We start from the raw sequence: 16,580 nt of genomic DNA, 5'->3' as shown, positions 1-16,580 counted from the left end.
CAAACTTTCAGTATGATCATTGCAAATCTGCGCTGAGAGCGTTTAAAGCGATATTATAAACAAAAAAAGCGCTATTTCTAGCGCCTTTCGTGATCCCGCTGGGATTCGAACCCAGGACCCATACATTAAAAGTGTATTGCTCTACCAGCTGAGCTACAGAATCATTTTCTTTTAAAGTACCCCTTTCTTGTTTGGAGTGATGCAAAGGTAGAAAAATCTACAATATGCTCCAAATAAATTACACTATAATTTAGGTTTGACCAAATAAGTGCTTGTCTCTCAGTTTGAAAAAGTACAATTTAGTTAAATTTAGCACAAATTATTCGAGGTGAACCATTGATGTCATTTAAAATTTCAACCTCACAGAACCCTTTTTTAAATAATAGGTCTTGGATTTCTTGAGCTAAGTATTGATTAATTTCAAAATATAACTTTCCTGTTTCTTTTAAATGAACCAATGCAAATGAGCTGATATAATCATAAAAAAGTAAAGGAGTTTCATCTTCCACAAATAGAGCAGTATGTGGTTCAAATTGTATAACATTTTTATGCATTTCTTTCATCTCCTGAAGGGTAATGTAAGGAGGATTGCTTACAATGATATCGTAAATTTGATCTGTAAAAATAAGGTCCCATTCCAAAATATCAATGCACCTTAAATCAATGTTAGTTTGGTTGTTTAGTGCATTTATTTTTGCTATCTGCAAGGCTTCTTTTGATATGTCAATAGCAGTTACTGCAGCGCTTTTTAAATGTTTTTTTAAACTAATTGCTATACAGCCAGTACCGGTACCAATATCAATTATGTCTAAACCCATTATTCCTTTATTTTGATTGATAATCAAGTCAACGAGCTCCTCGGTCTCTGATCTGGGAATTAAAGTATCTTCGGTAACCTTAAAAGTCATCCCATAAAAGGGTGCTTTTCCTAGTATCTGCTGAATAGGTTTGCCTGATTTTAATTGATTTAGAACACTTAATAAAACTTTTGAATAAGACGGATTTAATTTTTCAGCATATTTTACATTCAATTGAGTCTTGGAGATTTTTAGAAAATCTGTAGCGGCTATTTGAAAAAGACTTAAAATCTCATCCTTGTCATATAGGTGAGCAAGATTATCTACATATGTTTTTCTGATCTCTAATAAAGTATGCATAAAGCAAAACTACAAAAATAAGCTGTTTTTATGGATTTATTAATAGTTTTGTGGCATGATGAATTACCATGAACAATACATGCAGCGCTGTTTAGACTTAGCAGTTCTTGGTTTAGGCAAAACTAGCCCTAATCCTATGGTAGGTGCTGTTATTGTCTATCAAGATCAAATTGTCGGGGAGGGGTTTACCTCTCCATATGGAGGAGCTCATGCTGAAGTAAATGCTGTTAAGCAGGTAATTCAAATATTCGGTGAGGGTACATCAAGAGAAATGTTTAAAAAAAGTACGATGTACGTAAGCTTAGAGCCGTGTTCTCATTTTGGTAAAACTCCTCCCTGTGTGGATCTTATTATAGAAATGGTTTTTAATAAAGTTGTCATTGCTTGTCAAGATCCTTTTAGTAAAGTAAATGGATTAGGTATTCAGAAACTACGTCAGGCGGGTATTGAGTTGGAAGTTGGCATATTGGAAGAAAAAGCTAAATGGGTAAACAGAAGGTTTTTTACCAAGATAAATGAATTTAGGCCTTACGTAATTTTGAAATGGGCAGAAACCTTTGATGGTTATTTTAGTCCGATTGATTCTAGCAAAAAATGGATTTCAAATAAAGCAAGTACACAGCTAGTGCATAAATGGAGGTCCGAGGAAGACGCGATATTAGTAGGTAAGACAACTGCTGTATCTGATAACCCAAGTTTGACGGTTAGAGAGTGGACTGGCAAAAATCCCAAAAGGGTGTTAATTGATAAGAATTTAGAAATATCCATGGAATCCAACCTATTTGACCATTCCTCAGAAACAATAGTTTTCAATGCGATTAAGACGGACTGGCAATCACATTTAAAATATATTGAATTGGAGAACTTTGATCTCTATCTTCCACAACAAATCTTATATCAATTGTATTTAATGGACGTACAATCTCTTATTGTTGAGGGTGGGAAAAAAACCATAGAACAATTCATTAATTCCGGACTTTGGGATGAAGCTCGAATATTTATCTCACCTGATTCTTGGCAACAGGGGATAAAGGCACCAGATTTATCTGGAAGACTAAGAGACCAGGAGCGGGTTGGTTCAGATCTACTTAAGATTCTCTCAAGAGTTTAATACTCAACTTCTATGATTTTAAGATTTCAGCAATTTCTAGAAATCCTTTTTCAGCGGCGAGATTAGAAGGGGTTTGACCATAATCATTCTTAAAGTGAATATCAGCACCATTCTCTAATAAAATGATAATCATTTCAATATTTCCTTGTTGTGCCGCTATATGAAGAGGAGTAATGCTTGAAGATTGTAAAACATTTACATCTGCTCCTGCTTCAATTAACATCTTTGCTATTTGATCATGACCATTACTCAATGACGAATGTATTGGATATACATTATATCCATTTTGAGAAACTGCATTTGGATTCGCATGGTGTCTCAACAAAATTCTAGAGATATCTTCTTGACCAAAATGTGCAGCAATACCAATTGGGAAGAATCCGTGAGTGGATAATTCATTAATTACCTCTGGATTTTCATCAATCATCAATTGAACTTGCTGGGTCAATCCTGCAGAACAAGCTTCATGAATTGTGATGTGTTTAACATATTTAAGGATAACCTGAACTATTTGAGTTTTATTGTAGTAACAAGCTAACAGTAAAGGAGTGATACCGTGACTCGTATTTTCCTTAACAAGATGAGGTTCTTTACTAAGCAATAAATCTAAATCTTGATGATTACCGGTCTCAATATACTCTTCCAATACAGTTAAACTCATAAGTCTTAGTTTTGAATACGAAATAAATAAAAAAAAGTTAATTAATGGTGGTAAGATCAATAAAAAATGAAAAAGAGTTCAAAGGAGCAATTTGTTTCTTTTTTGTAATGATCAAATTAAAACGATGCTTTCAAAGTTTAATTATAATACTAATCAAGAAATTTTGAATGGAATTGAAAGTTCATTTTAAAACGCAACGGTCATCTTTAAGAGTTATTTAAATTTACTCAGCGCTTTTCTTTAGCTTTGTAAATATGGTAAAGAAGAAAAAAATTGTCATAGCTGTTACAGGAGCTAGTGGATCGATTTACGCCAAAGTGCTTTTGGACAAATTATCCGGATTATTTAATCAAATAGAAGAAATCGGGGTGGTCATGTCAGATAATGCGAAAGATGTTTGGACATATGAACTAGGTACATCAGATTACACTGATTATCCCTTTAATTTTTACCAAAAAAATGATTTTATGGCACCGTTTGCATCTGGATCTGCAAATTTCGATACTATGATTGTTATTCCATGTTCAATGGGCACCCTTGCTCGAATAGCACATGGGGTATCATCGGATTTGACCACTAGATCAGCAGATGTTATGTTAAAGGAAAGACGAAAATTAATTTTAATCACTAGGGAAACACCATTGAGTTTAATTCATATCCAAAACATGCAAATTGTCACGCAGGCTGGGGGAATAATTTGTCCTGCGACCCCGTCATTCTACAGTAAGCCAACCACTTTCGAAGCCTTAGCTGCAACAGTAGTAGACCGAGCTTTGGAGATGGCCGGTTTTGAGGTGGATACCTTTAGATGGGGAAAGTAGCTTTTTGTCTTTTTTGTAACATGTTTTCAAATGATTTTGTATTTTTGGTCTTTAATGAAAAAGCAGTATACATTTTCGCTAAAAGCGTTTTGTTACATGGAGCAGGTTTTTGAGAATCCTCAAAAAAACACAACCACTCTAATGCAAGCTCATTTTTCCAAAATAAACAAGAATCATTCACCAATTTTTTTTGATTATCAAACTAATTCATGGCAACATTACTAATAACTTCTGCAACATTGGTTTCAGCAACCCATCCACTGCATCTCAACACTGTCGATGTATTTATCAAAAATGGAAGGATAGAACAAATCGCAAAAAAATTAAATTTGGATGAAAAGAACTTGCAGATCGTCGATGGGAAAGGTGCTTTTCTATCGGTTGGTTTTTTTGATTTAAATGTCAATTTTGGGGAACCTGGATTAGAAACTAAAGAGGATCTAAAAACAGGTACTGCGAGCGCTTTAGCTGGAGGATTTACAGCAGTTGCTGTGCACCCCAATACCGCTCCTTCAATTCATAGCCGATCAGAGGTTTCATTAATAATAAACTCTGCTAAAGGAAATATTGTTGACGTTTATCCAATTGGCGCGGTGAGTCGTAAACGTGATGGAAATGAGTTGGCCGAACTGTATGATATGAAAATTACGGGAGCTGTTGCTTTTAGCGATGGTGATCACAGCATTCAGCAAGCAGGGTTAATGAGTAGGGCATTGCTTTATGCAAAAGGATTTGATGGATTAATTATGTCATTTCCTCAAGACGAATCTATTGCTGGCGGAAATGTAATGAATGAGGGCTTAATGAGTACTTTCTTAGGTATGAAAGGAATTCCGAATCTTGCTGAATCTATAATGGTTTCTAGAGATTTGTTTTTAGCAGAGTATAATGAAGCTCCCATTCATTTTTCGACAATCTCAACGGAAGAATCAGTAGAACTAATTAAACGTGCTAAAGCTAAAGGTATTAAAGTGAGTTGTGATGTGGCTGCTCACAACTTGGTATATACTGATGAAGAAGTGGAAAGTTTTAACAGCCATTATAAAGTAAGTCCGCCATTAAGAACTAAAAGAGATGTGAAGGCACTTGTAAAGGGATTAAAGGACGGAGTGATTGACGCAATCGTGTCACAACACACTCCACATGAAATTGAATTTAAAAATGTGGAGTATCAAATAGCCAAAAATGGAATTATAGCAAGTCAAACTGTTTTACCACTCTTGGTTAAAGCTGGGTTATCTGCTGAAATCATTGTGGACAAGCTTGTAAATGGTCCTAGAAAGGTACTGAATATGGAAATTCCACAAATCAATGAAGGAGAACAAGCTAATTTAGTTTTGTTTAGTACTTCTAAAAAGTGGATATTTGATGATACAACTAATAAATCTAAATCTGCTAATAGTCCACTTATTGGGCATGAGTTGATTGGGAAAGTTATTGCGGTCGTTAATAATAATCAATTAAACGTCAATTAATTAAGATGGATAATAAACTAAAAAAAGCCTTAGAGACAAGTGTTTCTACTTATGCAGAAATTGAAAAAATAAGCTCTTCAGAATTTCTAAGTACATTGGTAGCAATATATAATGGAGACCAGTCCTTTATGGATAAAGTGTCTGCTTTAGATTCTGCTTTTGATGATAACCAAAAATTTGAAGAGCTTCGGGAATACTGTTTTGATCTTTTAATGATTAATTTCTTTGCAGACGATGTTCAGAAATTGGAAGCTGATTATTTAGAATCACCTGAATGGGAAGCAATTGAAGAGGAAACGATTGATCGTGGATCAGAACTTTTGAATATTTTATTATATCTGAAAGAATGTTCTGATGATGAAATAGAACCATCTCTTGAGGATTTTTTAAAAGAATTCTTATTAGTGGAGGAAGATGAGTTTCAGGATGAGTATAATATTTATGAAAAAGTTATTGCGAATCAAATCTTGGTTGAAAGTTCATTCGAAGAGATTGCTAAAATTGCTGATTCAATTGACCCTGAAGAAGAAATCTCAGAATTGTTTTACCCAATGGTGTCTTTTTTTAATGAACCAAAGCCAAATCAAGAACAACTGGATGAATTCACAAAAAATGCTTCCAACAAGGCTCTATTTACGGCTTTGTATAAGTTAATTATAAATTTTAACAACTAAAATAATGGACCAAGTCATTAGTAAAACAAGATTAGTGAAAATGAAGGCGCTGTTATATGGCGCTATATTGGGAGTAATTTCACTTATTCTTTCAATTGTTTCACTTTATATATCAAAATCGGCTAGTTCGCTTATAACCTCATCCGTTGTAAATTTCATTGTCAATTATGTCTTTTTTCTGGCTATAGCGGTGTATTTTATTCTGCAACTTAGAAAATTGATTGGAGGCTATTGGAGTTTTTCCACTGCTCTAAAGAATATTTTTATCATGTTTACGATTTCTACTGCCATCGGTGTTGTAGGTATTAATATAGTTAACATGGTCAACCCTGTACTTCAAGAAGAGGCTATTGATAATACAATAAACTTAACGATAGAAACATTAGAAGCCGCTGGTTCGCCAGATGAACAAATTGATACAACTATTGAGCTTTTAGAACAGCAGAAGGAGTCATTAGGTTCTATAACGATTGGTTTTATTTTAAGAGGGTTAGTCATATCATTGATACTTTATTTTGTCCTGGCAACAATTTTTGCAGCGATATTTAAAAAAGAAAAATTAATGTTTCAAGTGCAATCCAACCAGATTGATGAAGATCAATCTATGAATGAAAATAAAGAAGCATAATTACCTCAAACGTTTATATGATAAAGGTATCATCGAAATATGATACCTTTGTTCTTTGTTAATTTATGGATATATCAATAGTAATACCTTTATTTAATGAGGAGGAATCGCTCCCAGAATTATGCGCATGGATAAAACGCGTAATGGATGCTAATAATTTTACATACGAGATTTTATTAGTTGACGATGGAAGTAAGGACAGATCTTGGCAGGTAATCCAATCCTTAAAGAAGGAAAATGATCATATTAAGGGTATCCGATTTCGTAGAAATTATGGAAAATCTGCTGCTTTAAATGTTGGTTTTGTAGCTGCCCAAGGAGAAGTTGTTGTTACAATGGATGCTGATCTTCAAGATAGTCCTGACGAGATTCCCGAGTTGGTTGATCGAATAATGAATAAAAATGCAGATCTGGTATCCGGTTGGAAAAAGAAGCGATATGATCCAATAACAAAGACTCTACCCACAAAGTTGTTTAATTCTGTGACAAGAAGTATGTCCGGCATAGATAATCTTCACGATTTTAATTGCGGTTTAAAGGCTTATCGGAAAGATGTAATAAAGAGCATTGAAGTATATGGTGAAATGCATCGTTATATTCCAGTGTTGGCCAAATGGGCCGGCTTCAATAATATTCAAGAACAAGTAGTACAACATTACCCAAGAAAATATGGTTCTACTAAATTTGGTCCAGGTAGATTTGTTAAAGGCTTTCTTGATTTAATGTCTATTTTCTTTGTAGGGAAATTTGCGAAAAGACCAATGCACTTTTTCGGGCCTTTAGGAGTGTTGAGTTTTTTGATAGGTTTTTGTATTACTGTTTATTTAATTATTGAGAAATTAATGAGCATTGCTAATGGTTCAGCCTATAGAAATATAACTGATCAACCATTATTTTATTTATCCTTAGTGGCCATCTTAATCGGATCACAACTGTTTTTGACGGGTTTTGTAGCTGAACTAATTTCGAGAAATGGATCAGATAGGAATAAATATCATATTGATCAAGTAATTTAATATGTTTTTTTCTATTATAATTCCACTTTATAATCGACCAATAGAGATTAAGGAACTATTGACATCATTAGTACATCAGAAAAATCAGAATTTTGAAATTATTATTGTTGAAGATGGTTCCAGCTTAAAATCTGATCATATTGTAAATCAATTTACTGATAAACTAAATATAAAGTATTTCTTTAAAGAAAATCAGGGCCAAGGATTCGCAAGAAATCTAGGTTTTGAAATGGCAAAAGGCGATTTTTTCATCGTTTTTGATTCAGATATTATAGTGCCGGAGGATTATTTGGAACATGTAGAGCACGGGATCAAAAAAGAACATTTGGATGCTTTTGGCGGACCTGATGCTGCACACAGTTCTTTCAGCCCTATTCAAAAAGCTATTAGTTATTCTATGACAAGTTTTTTTACTACCGGCGGAATTCGGGGTCGTAAAAAACATGTGGGTCAGTTTCATCCCCGAAGCTTTAATTTAGGAATTTCACGAGAGGTTTGGAAGAAAACAGGAGGGTTTAAGCTATCAAGACGATCTGAAGATATCGAATTTAGTATTCGGATGATTCAAGAAGGTTTTAAAGTTGGCCTGATTTCTCAGGCCTTTGTTTATCATAAAAGAAGAACAAGTTTTAAGCAATTTTATAATCAAACTTATAATTTTGGCAAGGGCAGAATTGATATCTACACATTATATCCTTCTGAATTAAAGATAGTACACTGGCTTCCAGCAATATTCTTTACAGCACTCTGTCTTCTATTGATGTTAAACGTAATCAATTTGTTGACTATGAATGAAATATATGTTTTTAATCAGCTTGCTTGGTTTGGAAATTCTTTGATTTTTTTATACACCTTTTTCCTTTTCATGCATGCCTTATTTGTTTCTAAAAATTTACAGGTTGCCGCATTGTCAGTAATTGCTGCCTATACACAATTATGCGCGTACGGTGCAGGCTTTATATCCCAGTTCGCTTATAAATTTTTATTGATCAAAAAAAATACAACTCAGGATTGATAAATTCATTCCGCTTTATTAAATTGTCACATATTAAAACGCATGATCCCATTGACTCAGAATAGTTTAGACAAACTAGAGGTTTTGCTTAAAGATTTAGGATACCGTCTCCGTTATGAAAGAGGTTCATTTAAGACAGGCTCATGTATTTTACAAGACTCAAAGGTTATTGTTATTAATAAATTTTCAAATGTAGATACGAAAGTCATGTCTTTGTTGCAGATTCTTCAAACAATCCCTACTGATGAGAGTCTAATCAATGAAAAGCTAATGCCCTTTTACAAAAATATAAAACACACAAAAATAGCGATTTGAGAATAACATTTTTAGGGACAGGCACTTCACAAGGTGTTCCAGTTATTGCATGTTCCTGTGAGGTATGTCAATCCACAGATAGCCATGATAATAGACTACGGTCTTCTATACTTATTGAGTATAATAAGTATGCTATTATAGTGGATACTGGCCCTGACTTCCGATACCAAATGTTACGTCAGGGAGTAAAACAGTTGGATGCAGTCTTGATGACCCATTCTCACAAAGATCATGTAGCTGGTTTGGATGATATTAGGGCTTTTAATTATCAGCAGCAACAATCCATTCCGATCTATTCTAACAAGGCTACACACGATGCCTTACGCAAGGAATTCTATTATGCTTTTAGTGATTTTAAATATCCAGGGATTCCTCAGCTAGAATTAGAGGAGATCTACCCAGGACAGTTTTTCGAGTTATATGGAAAACAAATATTACCAATTGAAGTTTTACACTTTAAGATGCCTGTACTTGGTTTCCGAATAGGAAATTTTGCGTATATAACAGACGCGAAAACTATTTCTGATGAATCATTTGAATTATTGGAAGGAGTGGAGATCTTGGTTATAAATGCGTTACAGCGTGAACCTCATATTTCTCATTTGACTTTAGACGAGGCAATAGAAGTGTCCAATAGAATACACCCTAAACAAACTTTTTTAACCCATATTAGCCATCGCTTTGGTAAACATTCTGTGATTCAAGCTTCACTGCCGTTAGGTTTTTTTGTTGCTTACGATCAAATGGAGATTGATATTGATTAAGGAAATTCATCGATTTAAAACAAATAAGATCCTAATTTGTTAAACTATCATAGAAATTGAAATAAATAACAAATTTAATTGATATGGGAAATATTTTGTATTTAATCGCTGTAATCTTAGTAATTATTTGGGCAATTAGTTTTTTGGGTGGTTTCGCAACAGGTGGAATAATTCATATTTTGCTGGTAATTGCTGTCATTGTCGTTTTACTAAGAATTATTAGAGGGAACGCTTAATTTTAGCTTTTATTCATTAATAAATGAGCAATTGCAATATCTTCCTTGTAAGTGATCTTAATATTCCATGGGTCTGAAGGGTGAAGATAGATGTTATTGCTCATTTGCTCAACCACTGATGCATCGTCTGTAAAAGAATCTAATTCTTCCTGCTTGTAGGCATCAATAAGTGTTTTTGCCTGAAATACTTGTGGTGTCTGGATTTGCCAAACCCTTTCTCTATTATACGCTTTATTCTTATCTTGAGATCCAACCCGTATTGAGTTTGTACATTTAGATGCAGGAACAACAGCTTTCTGGTTTAGATCACATGCTTTATAGAGTGCGTCAATTAATTTGCTTCTAACCAGAGGTCTTGCTGCATCATGAACGCCTATTTTACAATCTTGAGTCATCGTGTGATGCTGAATCAGATAATTCAATCCATTTTTAACACTTTGGAATCTCGTATTTCCCCCTTCGGTAATTGCATGAGGTATCTCAAATTGGTATTCATGGCATAATTCTTTCCAAAATTCCTGCATAGTATCCGATAGTACTAATACAATTTCTGGATTGGCAGAGCTTAGGGAAAATTTCGCCATTGTATGCATCAAAATTGGTTTGTTATCTAAAATCATAAATTGTTTAGGAATATTCCCCTCCATTCTTGTCCCAAAACCTGCAGCGACAATTATTACATAATTTTTTGGCATATTAAATTATAATGAATAAGAATTTGGACATACAATGCAAACGATCAGGCTAATCCGAATCATTGCCCTAAATGTTTCTATAATATGTTGTAGTATCTCCGAACATGATATTTGTTAAAAATAAAACCAAAAAATTGATTTCCAAAATAACCTGTAATTTTTGTTTTAAAACGAATCTCACTGTTTGTAAAAGTACTTATTTTTCTACACTTACTGGCTTATATAAACCATGTCATTAAATCTATTTAAAGAAAAATTAACACAATGAAGTAGGATAAGCCTGTCGAGAACCAAGGTTTAAATTACATCCATACAATAAATTCCATAGAAATAAATGGTTGTACGAGTAGGCTTGGGTCTTTTGAAAAAAAAACATCTGATTGTCAGGACAGTGCAGGACACTCGGATAAATGGAGTCTGTTATATTTGGATTAATTCTTATATTGAACTAACCAACTTAAGGTATAAACATAACCAATCACTCAATAACCATATTCAATGAATCAAATTAAGAACGTCAGTTATTTATTCGTGCTCATACTTCTAGTTTTTGGAGCGTGTACGAGTAAACCTCAAATAGAGCCAATTCCACTTCATAAAGGATCCAGAATTGTACTTATAGGTAATAATTTAGGATCTAGGATGATGGAATATGGAGTTTTTGATACAGAACTTCATCTTAGATTTCCGGACAGCCTGCTCTTTATTAGGAATATTAGTGCCCCTGGCAACACGAGCGGTTTTCGGCCTCACCCGTCAAGAAATTCTCCTTGGGCGTTTGAAGGAGCAGCTGAATACAATCCTGAATATGATATTAATACCGGGAGCGAAGGTCATTTCCCTACAGAAGATGAATGGTTAAAGGAGTTAAAACCAGACGTTATAATCGGTTTTTTTGGATATAATGAATCATTTAATGGAGAATCTGGATTGGAAAGATTTAAAGGTGAGATATCAGCATTTATTGATCATACACTTAAAATGGACTACAATCAGGGGAAGGGCTCTCAATTAGTTTTGGTTTCGCCAATTGCGTTTGAAGACCTTTCTGACCGCTACGATTTACCTAATGGTCAAGAAATCAATAAAAATTTGGTTTTGTATACCAACGCTATGAAAGAGGTGGCGGCCTCAAAAAATATACCCTGCATTGATACATATTCTGAAACACTTTCTTGGTATAAAAACGAAAAGGAACCCCTAACTATTGATGGATCACAACTATCTGAAGATGGGTATCAAAAATTTGCCTCTTTTTTAGTCGATCAGCTATTTGGCGAGACTGATATTAAGGCCGTTTCAACAAGGGCAGAAATTAAAGAAGCAGTCCTGGAAAAAGACTGGATTTGGTACCAGGATTTTAAAATCCCGAATGGTGTACATGCCTATGGAAGAAGATTTAATCCTTTTGGACCAGATAATTATCCATTCGAACTGAAAAAGCTTCGTCAAATGGGTGCTAACCGAGATACATTAATTTGGAGAACAGCGAAAGGTCAAACTACTGATCTGGCAAAAATGGATGAAAATACCCTTAAACTTCCGGAAGTAAAAACGAACTATACTCCTGGCGAAGAAGGAATTCAACAATATTTATATGGCCAGGATGCCTTAAATAAATTTCATGTAGCTCCTGGGTATAAAATTGATTTATTTGCCTCGGAAGTTGAATTTCCTGAGTTAGCAAATCCTGTCCAAATTTCATTTGATGCCAAAGGCAGATTATGGGTTGCAACGATGCCAAGCTATCCACATTGGAAAGCAGGGGATGGAAAACCAAATGATAAAATAATAATTCTCGAGGATACAAACGCTGATGGGAAAGCTGATAAACAAACGGTCTTTGCTGATAAGTTACATTTGCCAATCGGTTTTGAATTTACACCCGATGGTGTGTATGTTTCCCAAGGGAAAAATATGATTTTGCTCAAAGACACAGATGGGGATGATAAGGCAGATAAACGAGAATTGATTTTAAGTGGTTTTGACGATCATGATACCCACCATGCTCATAGTGTTTATATAATGGACCCCTCAGGAGCAATTTATATGGCTGAAGGAGTATTCCTACATACAAATGTTGAAACTTCATATGGTCCTGTAAGAGGTACCAATGGTGGTTTTTACCGATATTCTCCTCAAAATAAACGATTGGAACGTGTGGCCCAATTATCAATTCCGAATCCATGGGGAATCGCATTTGATGAATGGGGGCAAATTATATATTCAGAAACTTCAGGACCAGATGTGAGATGGATGCTTCCTGGATCAATAAAACCACGTTATGGAGAGGCAACTGATAAATCTTTTACATTAGTGGATTCTAATCATCGAGTAAGACCAACCTCGGGATTGGAGTTTGTTTCCAGTGGCCATTTTCCGGAAGAAGTTCAGGGTGACTATTTAATTAATAATACAATTGGTTTTTTAGGAACTAAACAACATACTTTCCAGGATGATGGTACAGGATTTAAAAGTAAACATAGACAAGATCTAGTCTGGTCTGATGATAAAAATTTTAGGCCAGTTGATGCCGAGTTTGCTCCTGATGGTTCTTTGTATTTAGTGGATTGGCATAACATCTTAATTGGACATATGCAACATAATGCGCGAGATCCACTTCGGGACCATGCTCATGGCAGAATCTATAGAATAACTTATCCATCAAGACCATTGGTAAAGCCTGCAAAAATTCATGGGGCTAGTATTGACGAATTATTGGAAAACCTGAAACTTAAGGAATATCGTTCAAGATATAGGTCCCGTTCTGAATTGAGAATGCGAGATGCCAAAGAAGTCATAAATAAGACAAAACAATGGGTGAAAAACTTAGATGCTAAAGATCCTGATTATGAACATCAGTTGACTGAAGCTTTATGGGTTAGCTGGGGTGTAAATAAAATAGATCAGAACCTTTTAGAAACCTTACTTAAGGCAAAAGATTTTAGAGCCCGCGCTGCCGCTGTACATGCATTACGTTATAACACCGACAAGATTGAAAATTTTCAAGAGTTATTTAAAAAAGCGGCTAAAGATAAACACGGAAGAGTACGCTTAGAGGTAATAGCGGCAGTCTCTTGGTTAAACCCTGAGATTGGTCTAGAAATACTCAAAGTGATTGACCAATCTTCTTTAGATAGATGGAACACACCAGCCTTTGAAACAGCCTTGGCACACTTAAACCAAAAATCAGTAAAGGAAACTGAAAAAACAAGTTCATTAACTACCCACTTAAAAGGGGAAGAGCTTCAGCAATATAAAAGAGGAGCAACTATATATGATCGGGAAGGATTTTGTGTAACCTGTCATCAACCTGACGGAAAAGGATTAGAGATATCGGGATTTCCACCATTAAATGGGAGCAAATGGGTTAACGGAAATGAAGATCGATTAATCAAATTAACCCTTAATGGTTTAATGGGCCCCATTGAAGTATTGGGAAAGAAATATCCTGGTCAAGTTCCAATGACTCCATTTGGTGGAATGCTGAACGATCAAGAGATAGCGGATGTTTTAACTTACGTGAGAAATTCCTTCGGAAATAAAGGGTCCACCATATCAGCGGAAAGAGTGAAAGAAATTAGAGCCGCCATAAAAGATAAAAAAGGGTTTTATTCTCCAGATGAATTGTTAAAAATGCATCCATTAGAGAAATAATTTATTTTAAACCTATTTAAATAAAATAATATCACAGATAAAATGGCCATTCTTATTGCTTAAATTTTAGGCTAGTATTTGTGTTGCAAAGCAATAAACCGGCCTTAAGCTAATAAATAATACGAATTAGATCCAGGAAAAGGATATTAAAACGATAAACTGAATATGATGAATAAAATTGGGTTTAATTTATTGCCCTGGTCCGCAGGAGTTTCTTCTGCTGTTTTCCCATTATTAGATCGCCTGAAGTCTATCGGTTACGATGGGGTTGAATGTTTAATTGGTTCCAATGATAATCAGGAATATAAGGCATTTTCTAAAGTCGCAAAAGAATTGCAGCTTTCCGTAAATGGTGTATTTGTACTAGGGAAAGAAGATAACCCTATTTCAATGGATTCTTCAACACGCTCAAACGGATTAAATAAAATAAAGTGGGCTATCGATAGGGCATACGATATGGATTCCACGATCATTTGCGGTCCTTTCCATTCTGCCCATGGGGTCTTTGTCAATCGACCGGCAAATCAAGATGAATTAAAGTATTGTGCGGAAATTATGTTCAAAGCAGGTGATTATGCCAAACAAGCAGGTATTACTCTTGCTTTGGAAGCTGTAAATCGATTTGAAAATTATTTATGCAATACCATGTTGCAATTGCGTGATCTGCTGCAATTAATAAATCATGAGCAAGTTAGAGCAATGTACGATACCCATCATGCTAACATAGAAGAAAAACAAATTAAAGAGCCTATTGAAGTTATTAGTCCCTATTTAGCACACGTTCATATAAGTGAAAATGATAGGGGAACTCCTGGTAAGGGGTTAGTCCATTGGGATTTAGTGTTTCAATCCTTAAAGCAGGCGAATTATCAGGGGTGGTTAACTATTGAATCCTTTTCTAGATCTGATCCTAATTTTGCTAATGCAATCAATGTATGGAGAGAATATTCCGACCCTTGGGAAATAGCAGAACAAGGATTTACATTCATTAATTCTCAATTGGAAAAAAAATAATTCATACATTCATTCCATAATTTTCTAATTCATTGAAAATTTTATGATTATAAACTTATAAACCAAATAAATCATGAGTAAAAGCGTTCAGAGTAATTCGTTGTTTTTAGGCAGCTGTTTAGCTCTAATTACAACTGGACTAACCTTCTCCATACGAGCGGGTGTATTGCCTCAATTGGGGGAAAATTTTAATTTAAATGCCGAACAATTAGGCTTTATCAATTCCATGTGGTTTTTAGGGTTCCCTATATCCATGATATTGGGAGGATTATTTTATTATAAAATTGGTCCAGCGAATATCATGAGAATTGCATTCGTTTCTCATACCTTGGGAATATTATTAACCATATTTGCTCAAGGTTATGGACTATTGTTAGTCTCTACATTATTTATCGGATTCGGTAATGGATGTACCGAGGCAGCGTGTAATCCAATGATTGCTGACCTATATTCAGGAAAGAAAATGGATAAGATGTTGAACAGGTTTCATATGTGGTTTCCTGGTGGAATTGTAATTGGAAGTTTACTCTCAAAGGTGATGACTGATGCAGGATTTAGCTGGCAGATTCAGATGTGGTTTATCATGGTTCCGACAATAATTTATGCCATTATTTTTTATGGTAAAAAATTCCCTCAACCAAAACAAGAAGAAATGACCTCATTGGCAACCAATGTAAAAGCGATGTTTTCCCCTGTTTTTATTTTCCTTTTCTTCTGCATGGCTTTGACGGCAATATCCGAATTCGGTCCGCAACAATGGGTTGGAATTATTATGGCCAATAGTGGAGCTAGTCCAATGCTGATTTTAGCATTAGTAACCGGGGTAATGGCCGTTGGTAGATTTTTTGCCGGTACGGTTATCAAACTGTTAGGTCAAACAGGAGTGTTATTGTTCTCTGCTATATTCGCAACAATTGGTATATATCTTTTCAGTATAGTTACTGGAAATATGGCTTACGTTGCTGCGTTATTATTTGCGATTGGGGTTTGTTATTTTTGGCCAACTATGATTGGTACGACTGCACAGCGTGCACCGCTTAGTGGGGCTTTGGGAATGTCTGTTATTGGTGGTGTAGGGATGTTTTCGACTTCTATTTTCCAACCCATTATAGGTCGTTGGATAGATAAGTCAAAAGAAGTAGTGATGCAATCAGGTGAAAGTGTCGCTAATATTGATCTTGCTGTCGGACAAGCAACTTTAGCAAAACTTGCAATCTTCCCGGGAATATTAATCGTTGTGTTTTTTATCTTTTTGATTTGGCAAAAGAAAGTCAATCCTAAAATAAAATCTGAAGATGATTCATTAGTTGAAGCCGTTTAACTTGCAGGATCGTGTTTGAA

The 16,580-nt window shown here is 34.9% G+C and carries 16 protein-coding genes and 1 tRNA gene; 13 read left to right on the top strand and 4 right to left on the bottom strand.

Features of this window, described 5'->3' with window-relative positions; genetic code table 11:
* Positions 1-90: 90 nt before the first annotated feature.
* Together AC6CHH_RS15705 and prmC are read right to left on the bottom strand one after the other, a co-directional pair.
* Positions 91-163 (bottom strand) — tRNA-Lys (locus tag AC6CHH_RS15705).
* A 136-nt stretch (positions 164-299) separates the two neighbouring features.
* On the bottom strand, positions 300-1,157 hold the full coding sequence (prmC, locus tag AC6CHH_RS15700) for a peptide chain release factor N(5)-glutamine methyltransferase (RefSeq protein WP_498284584.1): 858 nt from the start codon (positions 1,155-1,157) through the stop codon (positions 300-302).
* A gap of 55 nt (positions 1,158-1,212) precedes the next feature.
* Here prmC and ribD point away from each other — a divergent pair, with 55 nt between their 5' ends.
* Positions 1,213-2,268, top strand: a complete 1,056-nt coding sequence (gene ribD / locus AC6CHH_RS15695) for a bifunctional diaminohydroxyphosphoribosylaminopyrimidine deaminase/5-amino-6-(5-phosphoribosylamino)uracil reductase RibD (protein WP_498284582.1) — start codon at positions 1,213-1,215, stop codon at positions 2,266-2,268.
* A gap of 10 nt (positions 2,269-2,278) precedes the next feature.
* On the opposite strand, the gene AC6CHH_RS15690 is transcribed toward ribD, so the two are convergent.
* Positions 2,279-2,929 (bottom strand): ankyrin repeat domain-containing protein, encoded by a 651-nt coding sequence (locus tag AC6CHH_RS15690; protein ID WP_498284580.1) that lies wholly within the window; start codon positions 2,927-2,929, stop codon positions 2,279-2,281.
* A gap of 254 nt (positions 2,930-3,183) precedes the next feature.
* Between AC6CHH_RS15690 and AC6CHH_RS15685 the strand changes: the two genes are divergently transcribed.
* The 9 genes from AC6CHH_RS15685 (at position 3,184) to AC6CHH_RS15645 (ending at position 9,873) form a co-directional block, all read left to right on the top strand.
* The gene (locus AC6CHH_RS15685; protein ID WP_498284578.1) at positions 3,184-3,750 is read left to right on the top strand and encodes a UbiX family flavin prenyltransferase; all 567 of its coding nucleotides are present in this window, start codon (positions 3,184-3,186) and stop codon (positions 3,748-3,750) included.
* Positions 3,751-3,959: 209 nt separating this feature from the next.
* Positions 3,960-5,225, top strand: coding sequence for a dihydroorotase (locus AC6CHH_RS15680; RefSeq protein WP_498284576.1), 1,266 nt, complete (start codon positions 3,960-3,962; stop codon positions 5,223-5,225).
* 5 nt (positions 5,226-5,230) lie between these two features.
* Positions 5,231-5,899, top strand: a complete 669-nt coding sequence (locus AC6CHH_RS15675; protein ID WP_498284574.1) for a hypothetical protein — start codon at positions 5,231-5,233, stop codon at positions 5,897-5,899.
* A gap of 4 nt (positions 5,900-5,903) precedes the next feature.
* Complete coding sequence (locus tag AC6CHH_RS15670; RefSeq protein WP_498284572.1) at positions 5,904-6,527, top strand: DUF4199 domain-containing protein; 624 nt, start codon at positions 5,904-5,906, stop codon at positions 6,525-6,527.
* A 65-nt stretch (positions 6,528-6,592) separates the two neighbouring features.
* Positions 6,593-7,543 (top strand): glycosyltransferase family 2 protein, encoded by a 951-nt coding sequence (locus AC6CHH_RS15665; RefSeq protein ID WP_498284570.1) that lies wholly within the window; start codon positions 6,593-6,595, stop codon positions 7,541-7,543.
* 1 nt (position 7,544) lies between these two features.
* Positions 7,545-8,558 (top strand): glycosyltransferase, encoded by a 1,014-nt coding sequence (locus tag AC6CHH_RS15660; RefSeq protein WP_498284568.1) that lies wholly within the window; start codon positions 7,545-7,547, stop codon positions 8,556-8,558.
* 42 nt (positions 8,559-8,600) lie between these two features.
* The gene (locus tag AC6CHH_RS15655; protein WP_498284566.1) at positions 8,601-8,873 is read left to right on the top strand and encodes a hypothetical protein; all 273 of its coding nucleotides are present in this window, start codon (positions 8,601-8,603) and stop codon (positions 8,871-8,873) included.
* Positions 8,870-9,637: an MBL fold metallo-hydrolase gene (locus tag AC6CHH_RS15650; protein WP_498284564.1), complete on the top strand. Its 768-nt coding sequence runs from the start codon at positions 8,870-8,872 to the stop codon at positions 9,635-9,637. The genes AC6CHH_RS15655 and AC6CHH_RS15650 overlap by 4 nt, the downstream gene beginning before the upstream one ends.
* An 83-nt stretch (positions 9,638-9,720) precedes the next feature.
* Positions 9,721-9,873, top strand: coding sequence for a lmo0937 family membrane protein (locus AC6CHH_RS15645; RefSeq protein WP_498284562.1), 153 nt, complete (start codon positions 9,721-9,723; stop codon positions 9,871-9,873).
* Between the two features lie 2 nt (positions 9,874-9,875).
* Here AC6CHH_RS15645 and AC6CHH_RS15640 read toward each other — a convergent pair whose 3' ends face one another.
* Positions 9,876-10,568 carry a 2-C-methyl-D-erythritol 4-phosphate cytidylyltransferase gene (locus AC6CHH_RS15640; RefSeq protein WP_498284561.1) on the bottom strand — a complete coding sequence of 231 codons (693 nt, stop codon included), beginning with the start codon at positions 10,566-10,568 and terminating at the stop codon, positions 9,876-9,878.
* Between the two features lie 498 nt (positions 10,569-11,066).
* On the opposite strand from AC6CHH_RS15640, the gene AC6CHH_RS15635 reads away from it, so the two are divergent.
* The 3 genes from AC6CHH_RS15635 to AC6CHH_RS15625 all read left to right on the top strand — a co-directional run bounded on the left by AC6CHH_RS15635 (position 11,067) and on the right by AC6CHH_RS15625 (position 16,560).
* On the top strand, positions 11,067-14,225 hold the full coding sequence (locus AC6CHH_RS15635) for a PVC-type heme-binding CxxCH protein (RefSeq protein WP_498284559.1): 3,159 nt from the start codon (positions 11,067-11,069) through the stop codon (positions 14,223-14,225).
* A 165-nt stretch (positions 14,226-14,390) separates the two neighbouring features.
* A complete protein-coding gene (locus AC6CHH_RS15630; RefSeq protein WP_498284558.1) occupies positions 14,391-15,239 on the top strand; it encodes a sugar phosphate isomerase/epimerase family protein in 849 nt (282 codons plus the stop codon).
* 73 nt (positions 15,240-15,312) lie between these two features.
* Positions 15,313-16,560: an MFS transporter gene (locus AC6CHH_RS15625; protein WP_498284556.1), complete on the top strand. Its 1,248-nt coding sequence runs from the start codon at positions 15,313-15,315 to the stop codon at positions 16,558-16,560.
* Positions 16,561-16,580 lie beyond the last annotated feature (20 nt).

The sequence above is a fragment of the Sphingobacterium sp. GQ94 genome (assembly GCF_059758715.1).
This window is presented reverse-complemented; position numbering and strand designations above follow the sequence as displayed.